Below are 15041 nucleotides of genomic sequence, written 5' to 3'. Positions count from 1 at the left end.
CGCGTTCCGTTACTGGTGAGTGACGACGATTAAGCGCAGCGCATCGAGACGCCAGCCGGCCTGGGCCAGCGCATCCATCACCTGTTGACGGTTGCTCTCAATGGCCGACAGTTCGTCATCGCGGATGTTCGGGTTCACCGCCTTAAGCGCTTCCAGACGCGACAGCTCCGCCGACAGCTTGTCGTTAGCCTCATCGCGCGCCGCGTCGATTAGCGCCTGAGCGGCTTTAGCGACCTGCGCTTCGCCGAGCTGGAGGATCGCGTGAACGTCCTGCTGCACCGCGTTGACCAGCTTGCTGCCGGTATGGCGGTTAACGGCGCTCAGCTGGCGGTTGAAGCTCTCGAACTCCACCTGGCCGGCGAGGTTGTTGCCGTTCTTATCCAGCAGCATACGCACCGGCGTGGCCGGCAGGAAGCGATTAAGCTGCAGCTGCTTCGGCGCCTGCGCTTCGACGACGTAAATCAGCTCGAGCAGCAGCGTGCCGACCGGCAGCGCCTTGTTCTTCAGCAGCGAGATGGTGCTGCTGCCGGTATCGCCGGAGAGGATCAGGTCCAGGCCGTTGATAATCAGCGGATGCTCCCAAGTGACGAACTGCGCGTCTTCGCGGGAGAGGGCGACGTCGCGCTCAAAGGTGATGGTGCAGCCGTCTTCCGGCAGGCCCGGGAAGTCCGGAACCAGCATATGATCGGACGGGGTCAGCACGATCAGGTTCTCGCCGCGATCGTCCTGGTTGACGCCGACGATATCAAACAGGTTCATGGCAAAGGCGATCAGGCTGGTGTCGTCATCCTGCTCTTCAATGCTTTCGGCGAGCGCCAGCGCCCCTTCGCCGCCGTTAGAGTGGATCTCCAGCAGGCGGTCGCGGCCCTGCTCCAGCTGCGCTTTCAGCGCATCGTGCTGCTGGCGGCAGGATTTAATCAGCTCGTCGAAGCCGTCGGTGGTTTCCGGCGCGGCAAGATAGTTAATCAGCTGATCATGGACGCTATCGTAAACGGTACGGCCGGTCGGGCAGGTGTGCTCGAAGGCATCAAGCCCTTCGTGATACCAGCGGACCAGCACCGACTGGGCGGTTCTTTCCAGGTACGGCACGTGGATCTGAATATCGTGCGCCTGGCCGATACGGTCCAGACGGCCAATACGCTGCTCCAGCAGATCCGGGTTAAACGGCAGATCGAACATCACCAGGTTGCTGGCGAACTGGAAGTTGCGGCCTTCGGAGCCAATTTCAGAACACAGCAGCACCTGCGCGCCGGTGTCCTCTTCGGCAAACCATGCGGCGGCGCGGTCGCGTTCGATGATCGACATGCCTTCGTGGAAGACCGCGGCGCGAATACCTTCACGCTCGCGCAGCACCTGTTCCAGCTGCAGCGCGGTGGCGGCTTTCGCGCAGATCACCAGCACCTTCTGCGAACGGTGGCTGGTCAGGTGGCCCATCAGCCACTCGACGCGCGGGTCGAAGTTCCACCAGGTTCCGCTATCGCCTTCAAACTCCTGATAGATCTGCTCCGGATAGAGCATGTCGCGAGCGCGCTCTTCGGCGGTTTTACGCGCGCCCATAATGCCGGAGACCTTGATGGCCGTCTGGTACTGCATCGGCAGCGGCAGGCGAATGGTGTGCAGTTCGCGTTTCGGGAAGCCTTTCACGCCGTTACGGGTGTTACGGAACAGAACGCGGCTGGTGCCGTGGCGGTCCATGAGCATGGAGACCAGCTCCTGACGCGCGGACTGGGCTCCGTCGCGATCGCTGTTGGCGGTCTGCAGCAGCGGCTCGATATCCTGCTCGCCGATCAGCTCGCCGAGCATATTCAGATCGGCATCGCTCAGCCTGTTGCCTGCCAGCAGCAGGGCGACGGCGTCGGCCACCGGGCGGTAGTTCTGCTGCTCTTCAACGAACTGGGCAAAGTCGTGGAAACGGTTTGGATCCAGCAGGCGCAAACGGGCGAAATGGCTCTCCATTCCCAGCTGCTCCGGCGTGGCGGTCAGCAGGAGGATCCCCGGCACGCGCTCGGCCAGCTGTTCAATGGCCTGGTATTCACGGCTCGGCGCATCTTCGCTCCACACCAGGTGGTGCGCTTCGTCGACCACCATGATGTCCCACTCGGCATCGCACAGGTGCTCCAGGCGCTGCTTGCTGCGGCGCACGAAGTCCAGGGAGCAGATCACCAGCTGCTCGGTTTCAAACGGATTATAAGCGTCGTGCTGCGCTTCGGCGTAGCGCTCGTCGTCAAACAGCGAGAAGCGCAGGTTGAAGCGGCGCAGCATTTCGACCAGCCACTGGTGCTGCAGGGTTTCCGGGACGACGATCAGCACGCGCTCGGCGGCGCCGGCCAGCAGCTGCTGATGCAGGATCATCCCGGCTTCGATGGTTTTACCGAGCCCGACCTCATCCGCCAGCAGCACGCGCGGGGCGTGGCGACGGCCAACGTCGTGGGCGATGTGCAGCTGGTGCGGGATCAGGCTGGTGCGCTGGCCGCGCAGGCCGCTCCACGGCATCCGGTACTGCTCGCTCTGATATTTACGCGCGCGGTAGCGCAGCGCAAAGCGGTCCATACGGTCGATCTGCCCGGCGAACAGGCGGTCCTGCGGCTTGCTGAAAACCAGCTTGCTGTCGAGCAGCACTTCACGCAGAACAACGTTGGCTTCCTCGGTATCCAGACGGGTACCGGTATAGGCCAGCAGGCCGTTCTCTTCATTAACTTCGTCAACCTGGAGCTGCCAGCCTTCGTGGCTGGTGATGGTGTCGCCCGGATTAAACATCACGCGGGTGATCGGGGAGTCGTTGCGTGCGTACAGACGATTTTCGCCGATGGCGGGGAAAAGAAGGGTAACCATGCGCGCATCCAGCGCTACGACCGTCCCTAATCCCAGTTCGCTCTCTGTGTCGCTAATCCAGCGTTGACCAAGTGTAAAAGGCATATGTGTTCGGCTCTTTAGTTCTTAAATTGCAGGCAATAGTTGATCATCTCCGAATAGGCTGGAGAGGGATCAAGATTGGGTCCAGGAGTGGAAAGGGCGCTATGGTACTGGATGCCGCGGTGATAGTCACCTGTCAAAATAGCCCCAGCTGCCCTGTCACTATTGTAGCAAAATCATCGTCGACAAAGGGAAGTATTCCTTCCGCGACCGGCTGTAATTGTTTCGACAAATAGTGCTCGTAATCGAGCGGCGACTGCTGATAATCGACCGGCTCCGGCCCGCCGGTGGTCCAGACATATTTGATGCTGCCGCGCTGCTGGTACTGCTGCGGCCTGCCCAGCCTGACGTTGTGCTCGTCGGCGAGCCTTGCCGCGCGGACGTGCGGCGGAACGTTGCGCTGATATTCCGCCAGCGGCCGGCGCAGCCGCTTACGGTAGATCAGCCGATCGTCGAGCTCGCCGTTCATCAGCCGATTAATCGTCTCCAGGACGTAGTCGCGATAGGGCTGGTTGCGGAAAATGCGCAGGTACAGCTCCTGCTGAAACTGCTGGGCCAGCGGCGTCCAGTCGGTTCGCACCGTCTCCAGCCCTTTAAAGACCATTCTCTGCTCCTGCGCCTCCTGAATCATTCCGGCGTAGCGCTTTTTGCTGCCGGTATCGGCGCCGCGGATGGTCGGCATTAAAAAGCGGCAGAAGTGGGTTTCAAACTCCAGCTCGAGGGTGCTGGTGAGGCGCGATTTCCCCAGCTCGGCGGTCCACCAGCTGTTGACGTAAGCCACCAGCGACCGGCCGATATTCGCCGCCTCTTGTTCATCATGGGCGCGCCTGAGCCAGACAAAGGTGGAGTCGGTGTCGCCGTAGATAACGTCATAGCCCTGCGACTCAATCAGCGCTTTGGTCTGGCGCATGATGGCGTGGCCGCGCATGGTGATTGACGAGGCCAGGCGCGGGTCGAAAAAGCGGCAGGCGCTGGTGCCGAGCACGCCGTAAAAGGCGTTCATAATGATCTTCAACGCCTGCGACAGCGGCTTGTTTTTATGCCGCTTGGCGTCGTCGCGCCCGTGCCAAATCTGGCCGACGATATCCGGCAGACAGTGCTTCTCGCGGGAGAAGCGCGCGCCGAGAAAGCCTTCGGTGCTGTGCTCGTCGTCGGGCAGGGCGCCGCCTTCGACGAGCCCCACCGGGTCAATCAGAAAGGTGCGAATAATCGAGGGGTACAGGCTTTTGTAGTCCAGCACCAGCACCGAATCGTACAGGCCGGGGCGGGAGTCCATCACGTAGCCGCCGGGGCTGGCCTGCGGCGGCACTTCGCCGAGATTGGGCGCAACGTAGCCCAGCCGGTGCATGCGTGGAAAATAGAGGTGGCTAAAGGCGGCCACCGACCCGCCGTGGCGGTCGGCAGGCAGGCCGTTAACCGTGGCGCGCTCCAGCAGAAAGGGCACGATCTCCGTTTTCTGGAAGATGCGCGTCACCAGCTCGCAGTCCTGCAGGTTGTAGGTTGCCAGCGCCGGCTTATCCTCGCTGAAGCGGCGGTCGATTTCGTCCATCCGATCCCAGGGATTATCGATGGCTTTGCCTTCACCCAGCAGCTCGCGCGCTACCGCCTCAAGTGAAAAAGAGGGGAAGCTCCAGAACGCGGATTTCAGCGCCTCAATGCCGTCGATAATCAGCCGCCCGCTGGCCTGGGCGAAGAATACGCCATTTTTAAAACCGTGCTCGCGCCACTCCAGCTCACTGTTGCCGCGGCCGAGCAGCAGCGGAATACGGTAGCGCTCGGCGTGTTTTTGCAGCACGCGCAGGTCGAACTGCACCACGTTCCAGCCGATCAGGATGTCCGGGTCGTGGGCGGCAAACCAGGCGTTGAGCTTTTCCAGCAGCTGCGGGCGGCTGGCGACATACTCCAGCTGAAAATCAACCGCGGGAGCGGCCGCCGGCTCTGGACCGAGCATGTAGACAACCCGCTGGCCGCAGCCCTCCAGGCCGATGCAGTACAGCTCGCCGTGGCGGCTGGTTTCGATATCCAGCGAGACCCACTTCAGCGGCGGCCGGTAGTGCGGGCTGGCCTTCATGCGGGCGTTGATCAACCCTGCGCCGCGCGCTTCGCCTTCGACCCAAACCGGAGCGGTAATAAAGCGCTCCATCAGATAGCGTTCCGGGGGGCGGATATCGCCTTCGTAGACGGTGACGCCCTGTTCGCGCAGCTTCTTTTCCAGGCGCATCAGCTGGCGATGGGCGCGGCAGTAAAGGCCAAAAACCGGCTGGCGGTGAAAGTCTTTTAGGCTTAGCGGGGCGAGGCGCAGGCCGTTTTCGCCCTGCAGCAGGCGCTCAGCCTGGGCACGCTGCGCTTCGGGGATAAAGGCCACGGACTCCTGCGGCGGCAGGGTGACCTGAAGGGGACCGTCGTCGGTTGCCAGCCAAAAGGTCAGCTCCGTGCCCTGGGGGGTATCCCGCCAGTGACGGGTCAATAAAAAACCTTCTCGTGGCTGAGTCACGCCGCGCTCTCATCAAGTCAAACCAGGCCTGAGTATAGCCTGGTTGATGACAAGGTGCTGGGGTTTTATACAGGCGTTTGACGCTACTGCCCGTAATAGGCCTTCGCGCCGTGCTTGCGCAAATAGTGCTTATCCAGCAGGGTTTGCTGCATCTCCGGCAGCTGCGGCACCAGCTGGCGGCAGAAAATCCCCATATAGGCGATCTCTTCCAGCACGATGGCGTTATGCACCGCGTCTTCCGCGTTTTTGCCCCATGCGAACGGGCCGTGGGAGTGCACCAGCACGCCGGGCATTTGCGCCGGGTCGATGGCGTTCTCGCGGAAGGTTTCGACGATAACGCGCCCGGTTTCCCACTCATACTCCCCGTTGATTTCGCCGTCGGTCATCAGGCGGGTGCAGGGAACCGCGCCGTAGAAGTAGTCGGCGTGGGTGGTGCCGGTTGCCGGGATGGGCTGGCCCGCCTGCGCCCAGATGGTCGCGTGGCGCGAATGGGTATGGACGATACCGCCGAGGGTCGGGAAGGCCTGATACAGCAGGCGATGGGTTGGGGTATCCGACGAGGGTTTCTTTTTCCCTTCCACCACTTCGCCGGTTTCCAGGCTCACCACCACCATATCCTCAGCGCTCATCGCGCTGTAGTCGACGCCCGAAGGCTTGATCACCAGCAGGCCCCGCTCGCGGTCGACGGCGCTGACGTTGCCCCAGGTTAAGGTCACCAGGTTGTGCCTGGGCAGCGCGAGATTGGCTTCCAGAACCTGACGTTTCAGATCTTCTAACATTGTGTACTCCGAATAGCGGGTCAGTACGGTTTCCCCTCTTCTCCTCTCCTTAGCGGCGGAGAGGGAGAAGAGGGGGCGACCTCTTAACGTTTGCCGGCGTAATAAACTTCGTTCCAGCGCAGCGCATCTTTGAAGGAAGGCAGGCGGGTTTCGCTATCAATGACGGTCAGCTCGATATCCTGCAGCTCCGCAAACTGGCGCATATCTTCGAGAGTCAGGGCGTGGCTGAAGACGGTATGGTGCGCGCCGCCGGCAATGATCCAGGCTTCGGACGCGGTGCGGAGATCCGGCTGCGCTTTCCACAGCGCGTTGGCTACCGGCAGCTTCGGCAGAGCGTGCGGGGTAGGCACCGTTTCAACGGTGTTAACCAGCAGGCGATAGCGATCGCCGAGATCGATCAGGCTGGCGACGATCGCCGGGCCGGTTTGGGTGTTGAAGATCAGGCGCGCAGGGTCGGCTTTACCGCCAATGCCCAGCGGCTGAACGTCGAGGATCGGTTTTTCCGCCGTGGAGATGGTTGGGCAGACCTCCAGCATATGCGAGCCGAGCACCAGATCGTTGCCGTTGTCGAAGTGGTAGGTGTAATCCTCCATAAAGGAGGTGCCGCCCTGCAGACCGGTTGACATCACCTTCATGATGCGAAGCAGGGCGGCGGTTTTCCAGTCGCCTTCGCCCGCAAAGCCGTAGCCCTGCTGCATCAGACGCTGCACGGCGAGACCCGGAAGCTGCTTCAGGCCGTGTAAATCTTCAAAGGTAGTGGTGAAGGCGTGGAAGCCGCCCTGCTGCAGGAAGCGCTGCATTCCCAGCTCGATACGCGCGGCATCGAGAACGTTCTGCCGCTTATCGCCGCGGACCTGCGCCGCCGCGGTCAGGCGGTAGCTGCTTTCATACTCATCAACCAGGGCGCTGATATCGCCTTCGCTGACGTCGTTGACCACCTGCACCAGATCGCCCACCGGCCAGGTATTGACCGAGAAGCCGAATTTGATCTGCGCGGCGACCTTATCGCCATCGGTGACCGCGACTTCGCGCATGTTATCGCCAAAGCGGCAGACCTTCAGATGACGGGTATCCTGCTTCGAGACCGCCTGGCGCATCCACGAGCCGATGCGCTGATGGGCGTCGCGATCCTGCCAGTGGCCGGTCACCACGCTATGCTGCTGGCGCATACGGGCGCCAATAAAGCCGAACTCGCGGCCGCCGTGCGCGGTCTGGTTGAGGTTCATAAAGTCCATATCGATGCTGTCCCACGGCAGCGACGCGTTGTACTGGGTGTGGAACTGCAGCAGCGGTTTATTGAGGATGGTCAGGCCGTTAATCCACATCTTGGCCGGAGAGAAGGTGTGCAGCCACACCACCATGCCGGCGCATTTATCATCGTAGTTAGCGTCGCGGCAGATGTGGGTGATTTCGTCCGGCGTGGTGCCCAGCGGCTTTAATACCAGCCGGCACGGCAGTTTTGCCTCGGCGTTCAGGCTGTTCACCACGTGCTCGGCATGCTTTGTGACCTGACGCAGCGCTTCCGCGCCGTACAGATGCTGGCTGCCAATCACGAACCAGACTTCATAGTTAGCAAAAATCGTCATTTTGGTGTCCTTAATGGGTGAGAGCTGGCTGAGATTGCGAGGCTTTTTCCGCCCGTGCAGCCGAAGGGAGATACTGTTGTTCAGCGCTGACTGACCATTGCTGGTAGCGCTGATAGAGCTGTTCGAAGCGCTGAGCCTCGGCCGGGCGCGGCTGCAGGGTGCTTTCGACCCGGCTTGCCATATGCTGCTGGGCCGTTGGAATATCGCGATACACGCCGGCGGAGACGGCGGCAAAGATGGCCGCACCCAGCGCACAGCACTGATCGGAGGCGACAATCTGCAGCGGGCGGTTCAGCACGTCGCAGCAGGCCTGCATGATGACCGGGTTTTTGCGCGCGATGCCGCCCAGCGCCATCACGTTGTTGACCGGGATCCCCTGGTCGGTGAAGCACTCCATAATGGCGCGCGCGCCGAAGGCGGTTGCCGCCACCAGGCCGCCAAACAGCGCCGGCGCATCGGTGGCGAGATTCAGATCGGTTATTACGCCTTTCAGGCGCTGGTTAGCGTTTGGGGTGCGCCGTCCGTTGAACCAGTCCAGCACCACCGGCAGATGGTCGAGGGAGGGATTTTTCGCCCACGCCTCGGTCAGCGCCGGCAGCAGCTGCTTCTGGCTGGCGCGGATCGGCTCTTTCAGCTCCGGATGGGCAAGCGCCAGCTGCTCCAGCGGCCAGCCGAGAATGCGGCCAAACCAGGCGTAGATATCGCCAAAGGCCGACTGCCCGGCCTCCAGACCGATAAAATCGGGCACCACGCTGCCGTCGACCTGGCCGCAGATGCCTTTCACCGTGCGGGAGCCAACGCTGTGCTTATCGGCGATCAGAATGTCGCAGGTGGAGGTGCCGATAACCTTAACCAGCGTATTCGGCTGCGCGCCGGCGCCCACCGCGCCCATATGGCAGTCGAAGGCGCCGCCGGAGATGGTCACCGTTTCCGCCAGACCCAGGCGCTGCGCCCATTCGGCGCTGAGCGTGCCGACCGGCACGTCGGCGGTCCAGGTGTCGCTAAACAGCGGCCAGCTGAGGTGCTGATTGATAATCGGGTCGAGTTCGTCGAAGAAGCTAGCCGGCGGCAGGCCGCCCCAGTCGGCGTGCCACAGGGATTTGTGCCCGGCGCTGCAGCGGCCGCGACGAATATCCTGCGGGCGGGTGGTCGCGGAGAGCAGCGCCGGAACCCAGTCGCACAGCTCAATCCATGAGGATGCTGCCTGCGCAATGGCGCTATCCTGACGGGTGACGTGGAGGATCTTGGCCCAGAACCATTCGCTGGAGTAGATGCCGCCGATATAGCGGGAGTAGTCCTCTTTGCCCGGCTGGTGGCACAGGCGGGTGATGGCCTCCGCCTCTTCCACCGAGGTATGGTCTTTCCACAGCACGAACATCGCATTCGGGTTGTTAGCGAACTCTTCCCGCAGGGCCAGCACGTTGCCGTCGGCGTCAATCGGCGCCGGCGTCGAGCCGGTGCTGTCAACGCCGATACCGACGACGGCGGCGCGCTGCTCGGGGCTCAGCAGCGCCAGCACGCTTTTCAGCGCGGCTTCCATTGATTCAATGTAATCACGCGGGTGGTGGCGAAACTGATTATTCGGGGCGTCGCAAAACAGCCCCTCCTGCCAGCGCGGGTACCACTCTACGCCGGAGGCGAGCTCTTCGCCGGTGGCGCATTCCACCGCCAGAGCGCGAACTGAATCACTACCAAAATCGAGGCCAATCGCAATTGCCATGCTGTTACTCCATGCTGAAAACCATTCATGGTGAAACAGTAGATATCCTCAGGAAAAACCGTCAGGCCGTATTCGCTAATCTTATGGATTATATTGCTATGCCATCGCAAAGTGTGACGCCGTGCAAATATTCAATGTGGACTTTCCTGCCGTATTTATAGACACTTTTGTTATGCGCTGGAATGGCTTACATTGAGCGTTGTTGTCGATTTTTGCTGAAGTCAGGCGGGTTTTAATTCAAATTTCAACCCGCATCCCATTACGGGAAGCGCGCTTAGCGATAAAATAAAGAATATGGACAATTGGTGTCCAGTACCTCTCCGGGAGAGCTGAGTTTATGGCTGAAACACAAAACGATCCTTTGCTACCGGGCTACTCTTTTAACGCCCACCTGGTGACGGGGCTGACGCCGATTGATGCGGAAGGCTATCTGGATTTCTTTATTGACCGCCCGCTCGGCATGAAGGGCTTCATCCTCAATCTGACGATCCGCGGGGAAGGGGTGATCAACAACCAGGACGAGCAGTTTGTCTGCCGGCCTGGCGATATTCTACTCTTCCCTCCGGGGGAAATTCATCACTACGGCCGCCACCCTGATGCCCGCGAGTGGTATCACCAGTGGGTCTACTTCCGCCCGCGGGCCTACTGGCATGAGTGGCTGAACTGGCCGACGATTTTCGCCCACACCGGATTTTTCCGTCCCGATGAGCAGTGGCAGGCGCGCTTTGGCGAGCTTTTCGGCCAGATCGTCGACGCCGGACAGGGGGCCGGGCGCTACTCTGAGCTGCTGGCGATCAATCTGCTGGAACAGCTGCTGCTGCGGCGCATGGAGGCGATTAACGAATCCCTCTATCCGCCGCTGGATAACCGGGTTCGCGACGCCTGCCAGTACATTAGCGATCGCCTGGCGGACAGCCATTTTGATATTGCCAGCGTCGCCCAGCACGTCTGCCTGTCGCCGTCGCGGCTGTCGCACCTGTTCCGCCAGCAGCTGGGCATCAGCGTGCTGGGGTGGCGGGAAGATCAGCGGATCAGCCAGGCCAAGCTGCTGCTGAGCACCACGCGAATGCCCATCGCGACGGTGGGACGCAACGTTGGCTTTGAAGATCAGCTCTATTTCTCGCGGGTATTTAAAAAATGCACCGGCGCCAGCCCGAGCGAATTCCGCGCAGGATGTGAATAAAACGTAAATAAAGTGAAATGATGCCCCGGAAAATTGTCACAACCGGTAAACTATTCAGACAATTGATGGCTTGACGAAGGCGCGACGGCTCTGGAGAATCCGTGCTTCGTTTTTAAACCGGGCACACTATGCAAGCATTGCTGGAACATTTTATCACCCAATCCACGGTCTACTCGCTGATAGCCGTGATGCTGGTCGCCTTTCTTGAATCGCTGGCGCTGGTCGGGCTGATACTGCCGGGCACGGTGATGATGGCCGGGCTGGGCGCGCTGATCGGCAGCGGTGAGGTTAACTTCTGGCAGGCGTGGCTGGCGGGGATTGTCGGCTGTTTATTCGGCGACTGGATCTCATTCTGGCTTGGCTGGCGGTTTAAAAAACCGCTGCATCGCTGGTCGTTTATGAAGAAAAACAAGGCGCTGCTTGATAAGACCGAGCACGCGCTGCACCAGCACAGCATGGTCACGATCCTGATCGGACGCTTCGTCGGGCCGACGCGGCCGCTGGTGCCGATGGTTGCCGGAATGCTTGACCTGCCGGTGGCGAAATTTATTCTGCCGAATATTATCGGCTGCCTGCTGTGGCCGCCGCTCTACTTTTTGCCGGGCATTCTTGCCGGCGCGGCCATTGATATTCCCGCCGATGAGAACAGCGCCAGCTTTAAGTGGCTGCTGCTGGGCGCCGCGCTGCTGGCGTGGCTGGCGGGCTGGCTCTGCTGGCGCCTGTGGCGTAGCGCGAAAACAAGCGATCGTCTGACCCGGCTGCTGCCGCGTACGCGTCTGCTGTGGCTGTCGCCGCTGGCGCTGGTGCTGGCGGGCGTGGCGTTAACCCTGGTGATTCGCCACCCGCTGATGCCGGTCTATCTCAATATTCTGCACCACGTTATCGCGCGCTGATCCCGAGCAGATGCGAGGCGCTGCTGCTGCCGCTTAAGAGCGCATCGGTGGCGCCATCCCAGGCGATGCGCCCGTCGGCCACCACCAGCGACCGAGGGGCGATGCGGGCGGCATCCTCCACGCTATGCGACACCATCAGCAGCGTCAAATTCCGGCGCTGGCAAACCTCCGCAACCAAAATCAGCATCTCCTGGCGTAGCGCCGGATCGAGCGCGGAAAACGGCTCATCCAGCAGCAGTATCGGCTGCTCGCGGACCAGACAGCGCGCCAGCGCCGCGCGCTGGCGCTGGCCGCCGGAGAGCTCGCCGGGAAGCCTCTCCAGCAGGGAATCGATGCCCATCTGTTCGGCAATGGCCAGCAGGCTGGCGTTTTGCCCGGCGCTCAGCTTAAGGCCGGGGTGCATGCCGAGGCCGATGTTCTGGCGGATGGTGAGATGGTTGAAGAGGTTATTTTCCTGAAACAGCATTGATACCGGGCGACGGGCGGGCGGCGTCGCGGTATGCGGCTCGCCGTCGATGACGATGCTGCCGCTCGCCGGCGGCAAAAAGCCAGCAATCAGGTTCAGCAGCGTGCTTTTCCCCGCCCCGCTGGGGCCGAGCACCGCAATGCGTTCGCCGCGCCGTACGGAAAGGGTGAAACGCATCGGCAGGTGCTGATACAGCCAGGTTACATCATTCAGTTTTAACATCACGCCCCGGTAGCTTCTCAATCACGGTAAAGAGGACAAAGCACAGCGCCAGCAGCAGCAGGGCGGTCACGGCACCGTCCTGGCTACGATAGGCGCCAATCTGCTGATACAGATAGAACGGCAGGGTGCGGAAATCGTCGTTGCCGAACAGCGCCACCACGCCGAAATCACCGATCGACAGCACGCAGGCAAAGGCCAGCGCCTGGGCCAGCGGACGCTTCAGGGCGCGCAGTTCAACGACCCTCAGGCGGGTAAAGCCGCTGATTCCCAGCGAGTGGCAGAGCATGCCGTAGCGCACGGCGACGTCGCGCATCGGGTTTTCCAGCACCTTCAGCGCATAGGGGATTGCCATCAGCGCATTGGTGAAGATAACGATGCCGTCGGCGGAGTCGGGCAGGCCAACGCTATTATTGAGCAGTAAAAAGAAGCCGGTCGCGAGCACAATTCCCGGCATGGCGAGGATCAGCATTCCGCTGAGCTCCAGCGCCTGGCCGGCCAGCGGTCGGCTGCGGATGCGCAGCTCGCGGCTGCTCCACAGCAGCATCATCGTCAGAACAACGCTGAGTATGCCGGCGGCCAGCGCGATGCGCAGGGAGGTCGATAAGGCTTGCCATAGCTCAGGCTGGGCCAGCACCCGCGGCAGATTGTTATTCAGCCCATCGATGATGACCGCCAGCAGCGGCGGCAGCAGCAGCAGCAGCGCGATCGCGATGAGCACGAAATCGGTCAGGCGGCTGTGCAGGCGATCGTCGGGGTCGCGCCAGCCGCGCACGTGGGTCACGCCGATCGCCACGGCCTTGCTCAGGCGCTGGCTGAGCAGCACCAGCCCGAGGCAGCAGCTCATCTGGATCAGCGCCAGCATCGCCGCGCGGGCCGGATCGTAATCAAAGCTCAGCGCCTGATAGATCGCCAGCTCGATGGTGGTGGCCCGCGGGCCGCCGCCAAGAGAGAGGACGGTCGCGAAGCTGGCAAAGCAGAGCATAAAGATTAGCGCCGCCACCGGAGGAATTTGCCGCCGCAGCCACGGCCACTCGACGAAGCGGAAAAAGTGAAAGCCGCGCATGCCAAGCTGGGCCGCTATTTGCCGCTGTTCGCCGGGGATATTCTCCAGCGCCTGCAGCAGCAGGCGGGTCGCCATCGGCATATTGAAGAAGACGTGCGCCAGCAGAATTCCCTGCAGCCCGTAAGGGGAGAAATCCCACCGCCATCCCAGCGCGCTAAATGCCGCCGCCAGCCAGCCCTGGCGGCCGTAAACGCTCAGGATGCCAAATACCGCCACCAGTACCGGCAGGATGAGCGTCATCGCGCACAGGCGCAGCAGCAGCGTGCGGCCGGGAAAGCGGCGCCGGTAAAGGGCGCGGGCAAGAAAAATAGCCGGCACCACCGAAAGCAGCGCCGAGAGAAACGCCTGCCAGAAGGAGAAGCGGACGACGTGCCAGAGATAGCTGTCGCGAACGATCGCCAGCCAGGCCGCCTCCGGCGCGCTGCTCCAGAGCGCCAGAAAAGCGGCCAGCGCCACCACGACCAGCACGGCGGCGGCCGTCAGGCCCGGCAGCAGCCAGCCGATAGTTAGCGGCTGACGGCGCGTTGCCATGCGTTAATCCAGTTCTGCCGTTCGCCAGCGACCTGCTGCGGAGTGAACTCCAGGGTGGTCTGCGGTTTGATCAGCGAGTCAAAGCCGGCAGGGAGCGTCACCTGGGTGACCGGGTACATCCAGTTGCCCGCCGGAATCGCATTCTGGAATCCCGGAGAGACCATAAACTTAAGGAACTTCTCCGCCAGCTCCGGCTGCTTGCTGGCCGCGGTGCGGGCCGCCACTTCGACCTGCAGGTAGTGGCCTTCGCTGAAGCCGGCCGCCGCGTAGTTATCTTTTTTCTCTTCGATGATGTGATAGGCCGGAGAAGTGGTATAGCTCAGCACCAGGTCGCTTTCCCCCTTCAGGAACAGGCCGTAGGCCTCGCTCCAGCCCTTGGTCACGGTGACGGTTTTCGCCGCCAGCTTCTCCCACGCCTGCGGGGATTTGTCGCCGTACACTTTCTGCATCCACAGCAGCAGGCCGAGCCCCGGCGTGCTGGTGCGCGGATCTTCATAGATCACCCGCCATTTTTGGTCGCTCTCAACCAGCTCCTTCAGGCTTTTGGGCGGATTTTTGAGCTTGTTTTTATCGTAGACGAAGGCGAAATAGCCGTAATCAAAGGGGACGAAGGTATCGTTGTTCCAGCCGCCAGGGACCGTAAGCGCGTCGGTCGGCACGTTGCTTTTGACGAACAGCTTGCTTTGCGCCGCCGCTTCCAGCAGGTTGTTGTCCAGTCCGAGCACCACGTCGGCTTTGCTGTTTTTGCCTTCCATGCGCAGGCGATTCAGCAGCGAGACGCCGTCCTCCAGCGCCACGAACTTCAGCTCGCAGCCGCAGTCGGCTTCAAAAGCCTTTTTGACGGCCGGACCCGGACCCCAGTCCGCGGAAAAGGAGTCGTAGGTATAGACGGTGAGAACGGGTTTTGCCAACGCGGGAGCGGCGACCAGCACCAGCAGCGGGAGTAATTTTTTCAACACTTTGCACCTCACAAAAAAGGGGTGGCAAAGGATTTTGAGTGAGCCTCAAATCCCTTCGCCGGCGTTATCCGGATCAGGTTCGACGGGTATTTTCTCAGCCCATACGCTTCCTCCTGCAGGCTGTCTCAATGCAACCTGAATGAAGCGGCGTATGTTTATTAGCACCCCGTTGAGAACGGCGACCAGTGTAATGATTTTGTTAGCGGACCGAAAGTGCTTAAGCGCCCGCCGG

10 protein-coding genes and 1 riboswitch are annotated in these 15041 nt (G+C 61.5%); of the genes, 2 read left to right on the top strand and 8 right to left on the bottom strand.

What is annotated here, in order from left to right:
• Positions 1–9: 9 nt before the first annotated feature.
• The 5 genes from rapA to araB form a co-directional block, all read right to left on the bottom strand.
• The gene (gene rapA, locus MMW58_RS24585) at positions 10–2916 is read right to left on the bottom strand and encodes an RNA polymerase-associated protein RapA (RefSeq protein WP_241722289.1); all 2907 of its coding nucleotides are present in this window, start codon (positions 2914–2916) and stop codon (positions 10–12) included.
• 133 nt (positions 2917–3049) lie between these two features.
• A complete protein-coding gene (gene polB, locus MMW58_RS24580; RefSeq protein WP_241722288.1) occupies positions 3050–5407 on the bottom strand; it encodes a DNA polymerase II in 2358 nt (785 codons plus the stop codon).
• Positions 5408–5490: 83 nt separating this feature from the next.
• Complete coding sequence (araD, locus tag MMW58_RS24575; RefSeq protein WP_241722287.1) at positions 5491–6186, bottom strand: L-ribulose-5-phosphate 4-epimerase; 696 nt, start codon at positions 6184–6186, stop codon at positions 5491–5493.
• 83 nt (positions 6187–6269) lie between these two features.
• Complete coding sequence (gene araA / locus MMW58_RS24570; RefSeq protein ID WP_241722286.1) at positions 6270–7772, bottom strand: L-arabinose isomerase; 1503 nt, start codon at positions 7770–7772, stop codon at positions 6270–6272.
• A 10-nt stretch (positions 7773–7782) separates the two neighbouring features.
• Positions 7783–9492, bottom strand: coding sequence for a ribulokinase (araB, locus tag MMW58_RS24565; protein ID WP_241722285.1), 1710 nt, complete (start codon positions 9490–9492; stop codon positions 7783–7785).
• 337 nt (positions 9493–9829) lie between these two features.
• Here araB and araC point away from each other — a divergent pair, with 337 nt between their 5' ends.
• Entirely contained in the window at positions 9830–10675 is an 846-nt protein-coding gene (gene araC, locus MMW58_RS24560; RefSeq protein WP_133600671.1) for an arabinose operon transcriptional regulator AraC, read from the top strand.
• A 128-nt stretch (positions 10676–10803) separates the two neighbouring features.
• Entirely contained in the window at positions 10804–11568 is a 765-nt protein-coding gene (locus MMW58_RS24555) for a DedA family protein (RefSeq protein ID WP_133600670.1), read from the top strand.
• On the opposite strand, the gene thiQ is transcribed toward MMW58_RS24555, so the two are convergent.
• The 3 genes from thiQ to thiB are packed head-to-tail and all read right to left on the bottom strand — an operon-like array spanning position 11555 to position 14809.
• On the bottom strand, positions 11555–12256 hold the full coding sequence (gene thiQ / locus MMW58_RS24550; RefSeq protein WP_241722284.1) for a thiamine ABC transporter ATP-binding protein ThiQ: 702 nt from the start codon (positions 12254–12256) through the stop codon (positions 11555–11557). The genes MMW58_RS24555 and thiQ overlap by 14 nt on opposite strands.
• On the bottom strand, positions 12240–13850 hold the full coding sequence (thiP, locus tag MMW58_RS24545) for a thiamine/thiamine pyrophosphate ABC transporter permease ThiP (RefSeq protein ID WP_241722283.1): 1611 nt from the start codon (positions 13848–13850) through the stop codon (positions 12240–12242). Before thiP ends, thiQ begins: the two co-directional genes overlap by 17 nt.
• Positions 13826–14809 (bottom strand): thiamine ABC transporter substrate binding subunit, encoded by a 984-nt coding sequence (thiB, locus tag MMW58_RS24540; protein ID WP_241722282.1) that lies wholly within the window; start codon positions 14807–14809, stop codon positions 13826–13828. The genes thiP and thiB overlap by 25 nt, the downstream gene beginning before the upstream one ends.
• Before the next feature lie 32 nt (positions 14810–14841).
• Positions 14842–14988, bottom strand: a riboswitch (TPP riboswitch).
• Positions 14989–15041 lie beyond the last annotated feature (53 nt).

Source organism: Klebsiella sp. HC6, from assembly GCF_022605325.1.
GTDB classification, from domain to species: Bacteria; Pseudomonadota; Gammaproteobacteria; order Enterobacterales; family Enterobacteriaceae; genus Klebsiella; species Klebsiella terrigena.
This window is presented reverse-complemented; position numbering and strand designations above follow the sequence as displayed.

Coding starts and splice junctions, on each gene's coding strand:
- rapA (WP_241722289.1), bottom strand. CDS start 2,916: ATGCCTTTTACACTTGGTCAACGCTGGATTAGCGACACAGAGAGCGAA.
- araD (WP_241722287.1), bottom strand. CDS start 6,186: ATGTTAGAAGATCTGAAACGTCAGGTTCTGGAAGCCAATCTCGCGCTG.
- araA (WP_241722286.1), bottom strand. CDS start 7,772: ATGACGATTTTTGCTAACTATGAAGTCTGGTTCGTGATTGGCAGCCAG.
- araB (WP_241722285.1), bottom strand. CDS start 9,492: ATGGCAATTGCGATTGGCCTCGATTTTGGTAGTGATTCAGTTCGCGCT.
- araC (WP_133600671.1), top strand. CDS start 9,830: ATGGCTGAAACACAAAACGATCCTTTGCTACCGGGCTACTCTTTTAAC.
- MMW58_RS24555 (WP_133600670.1), top strand. CDS start 10,804: ATGCAAGCATTGCTGGAACATTTTATCACCCAATCCACGGTCTACTCG.
- thiQ (WP_241722284.1), bottom strand. CDS start 12,256: ATGTTAAAACTGAATGATGTAACCTGGCTGTATCAGCACCTGCCGATG.
- thiP (WP_241722283.1), bottom strand. CDS start 13,850: ATGGCAACGCGCCGTCAGCCGCTAACTATCGGCTGGCTGCTGCCGGGC.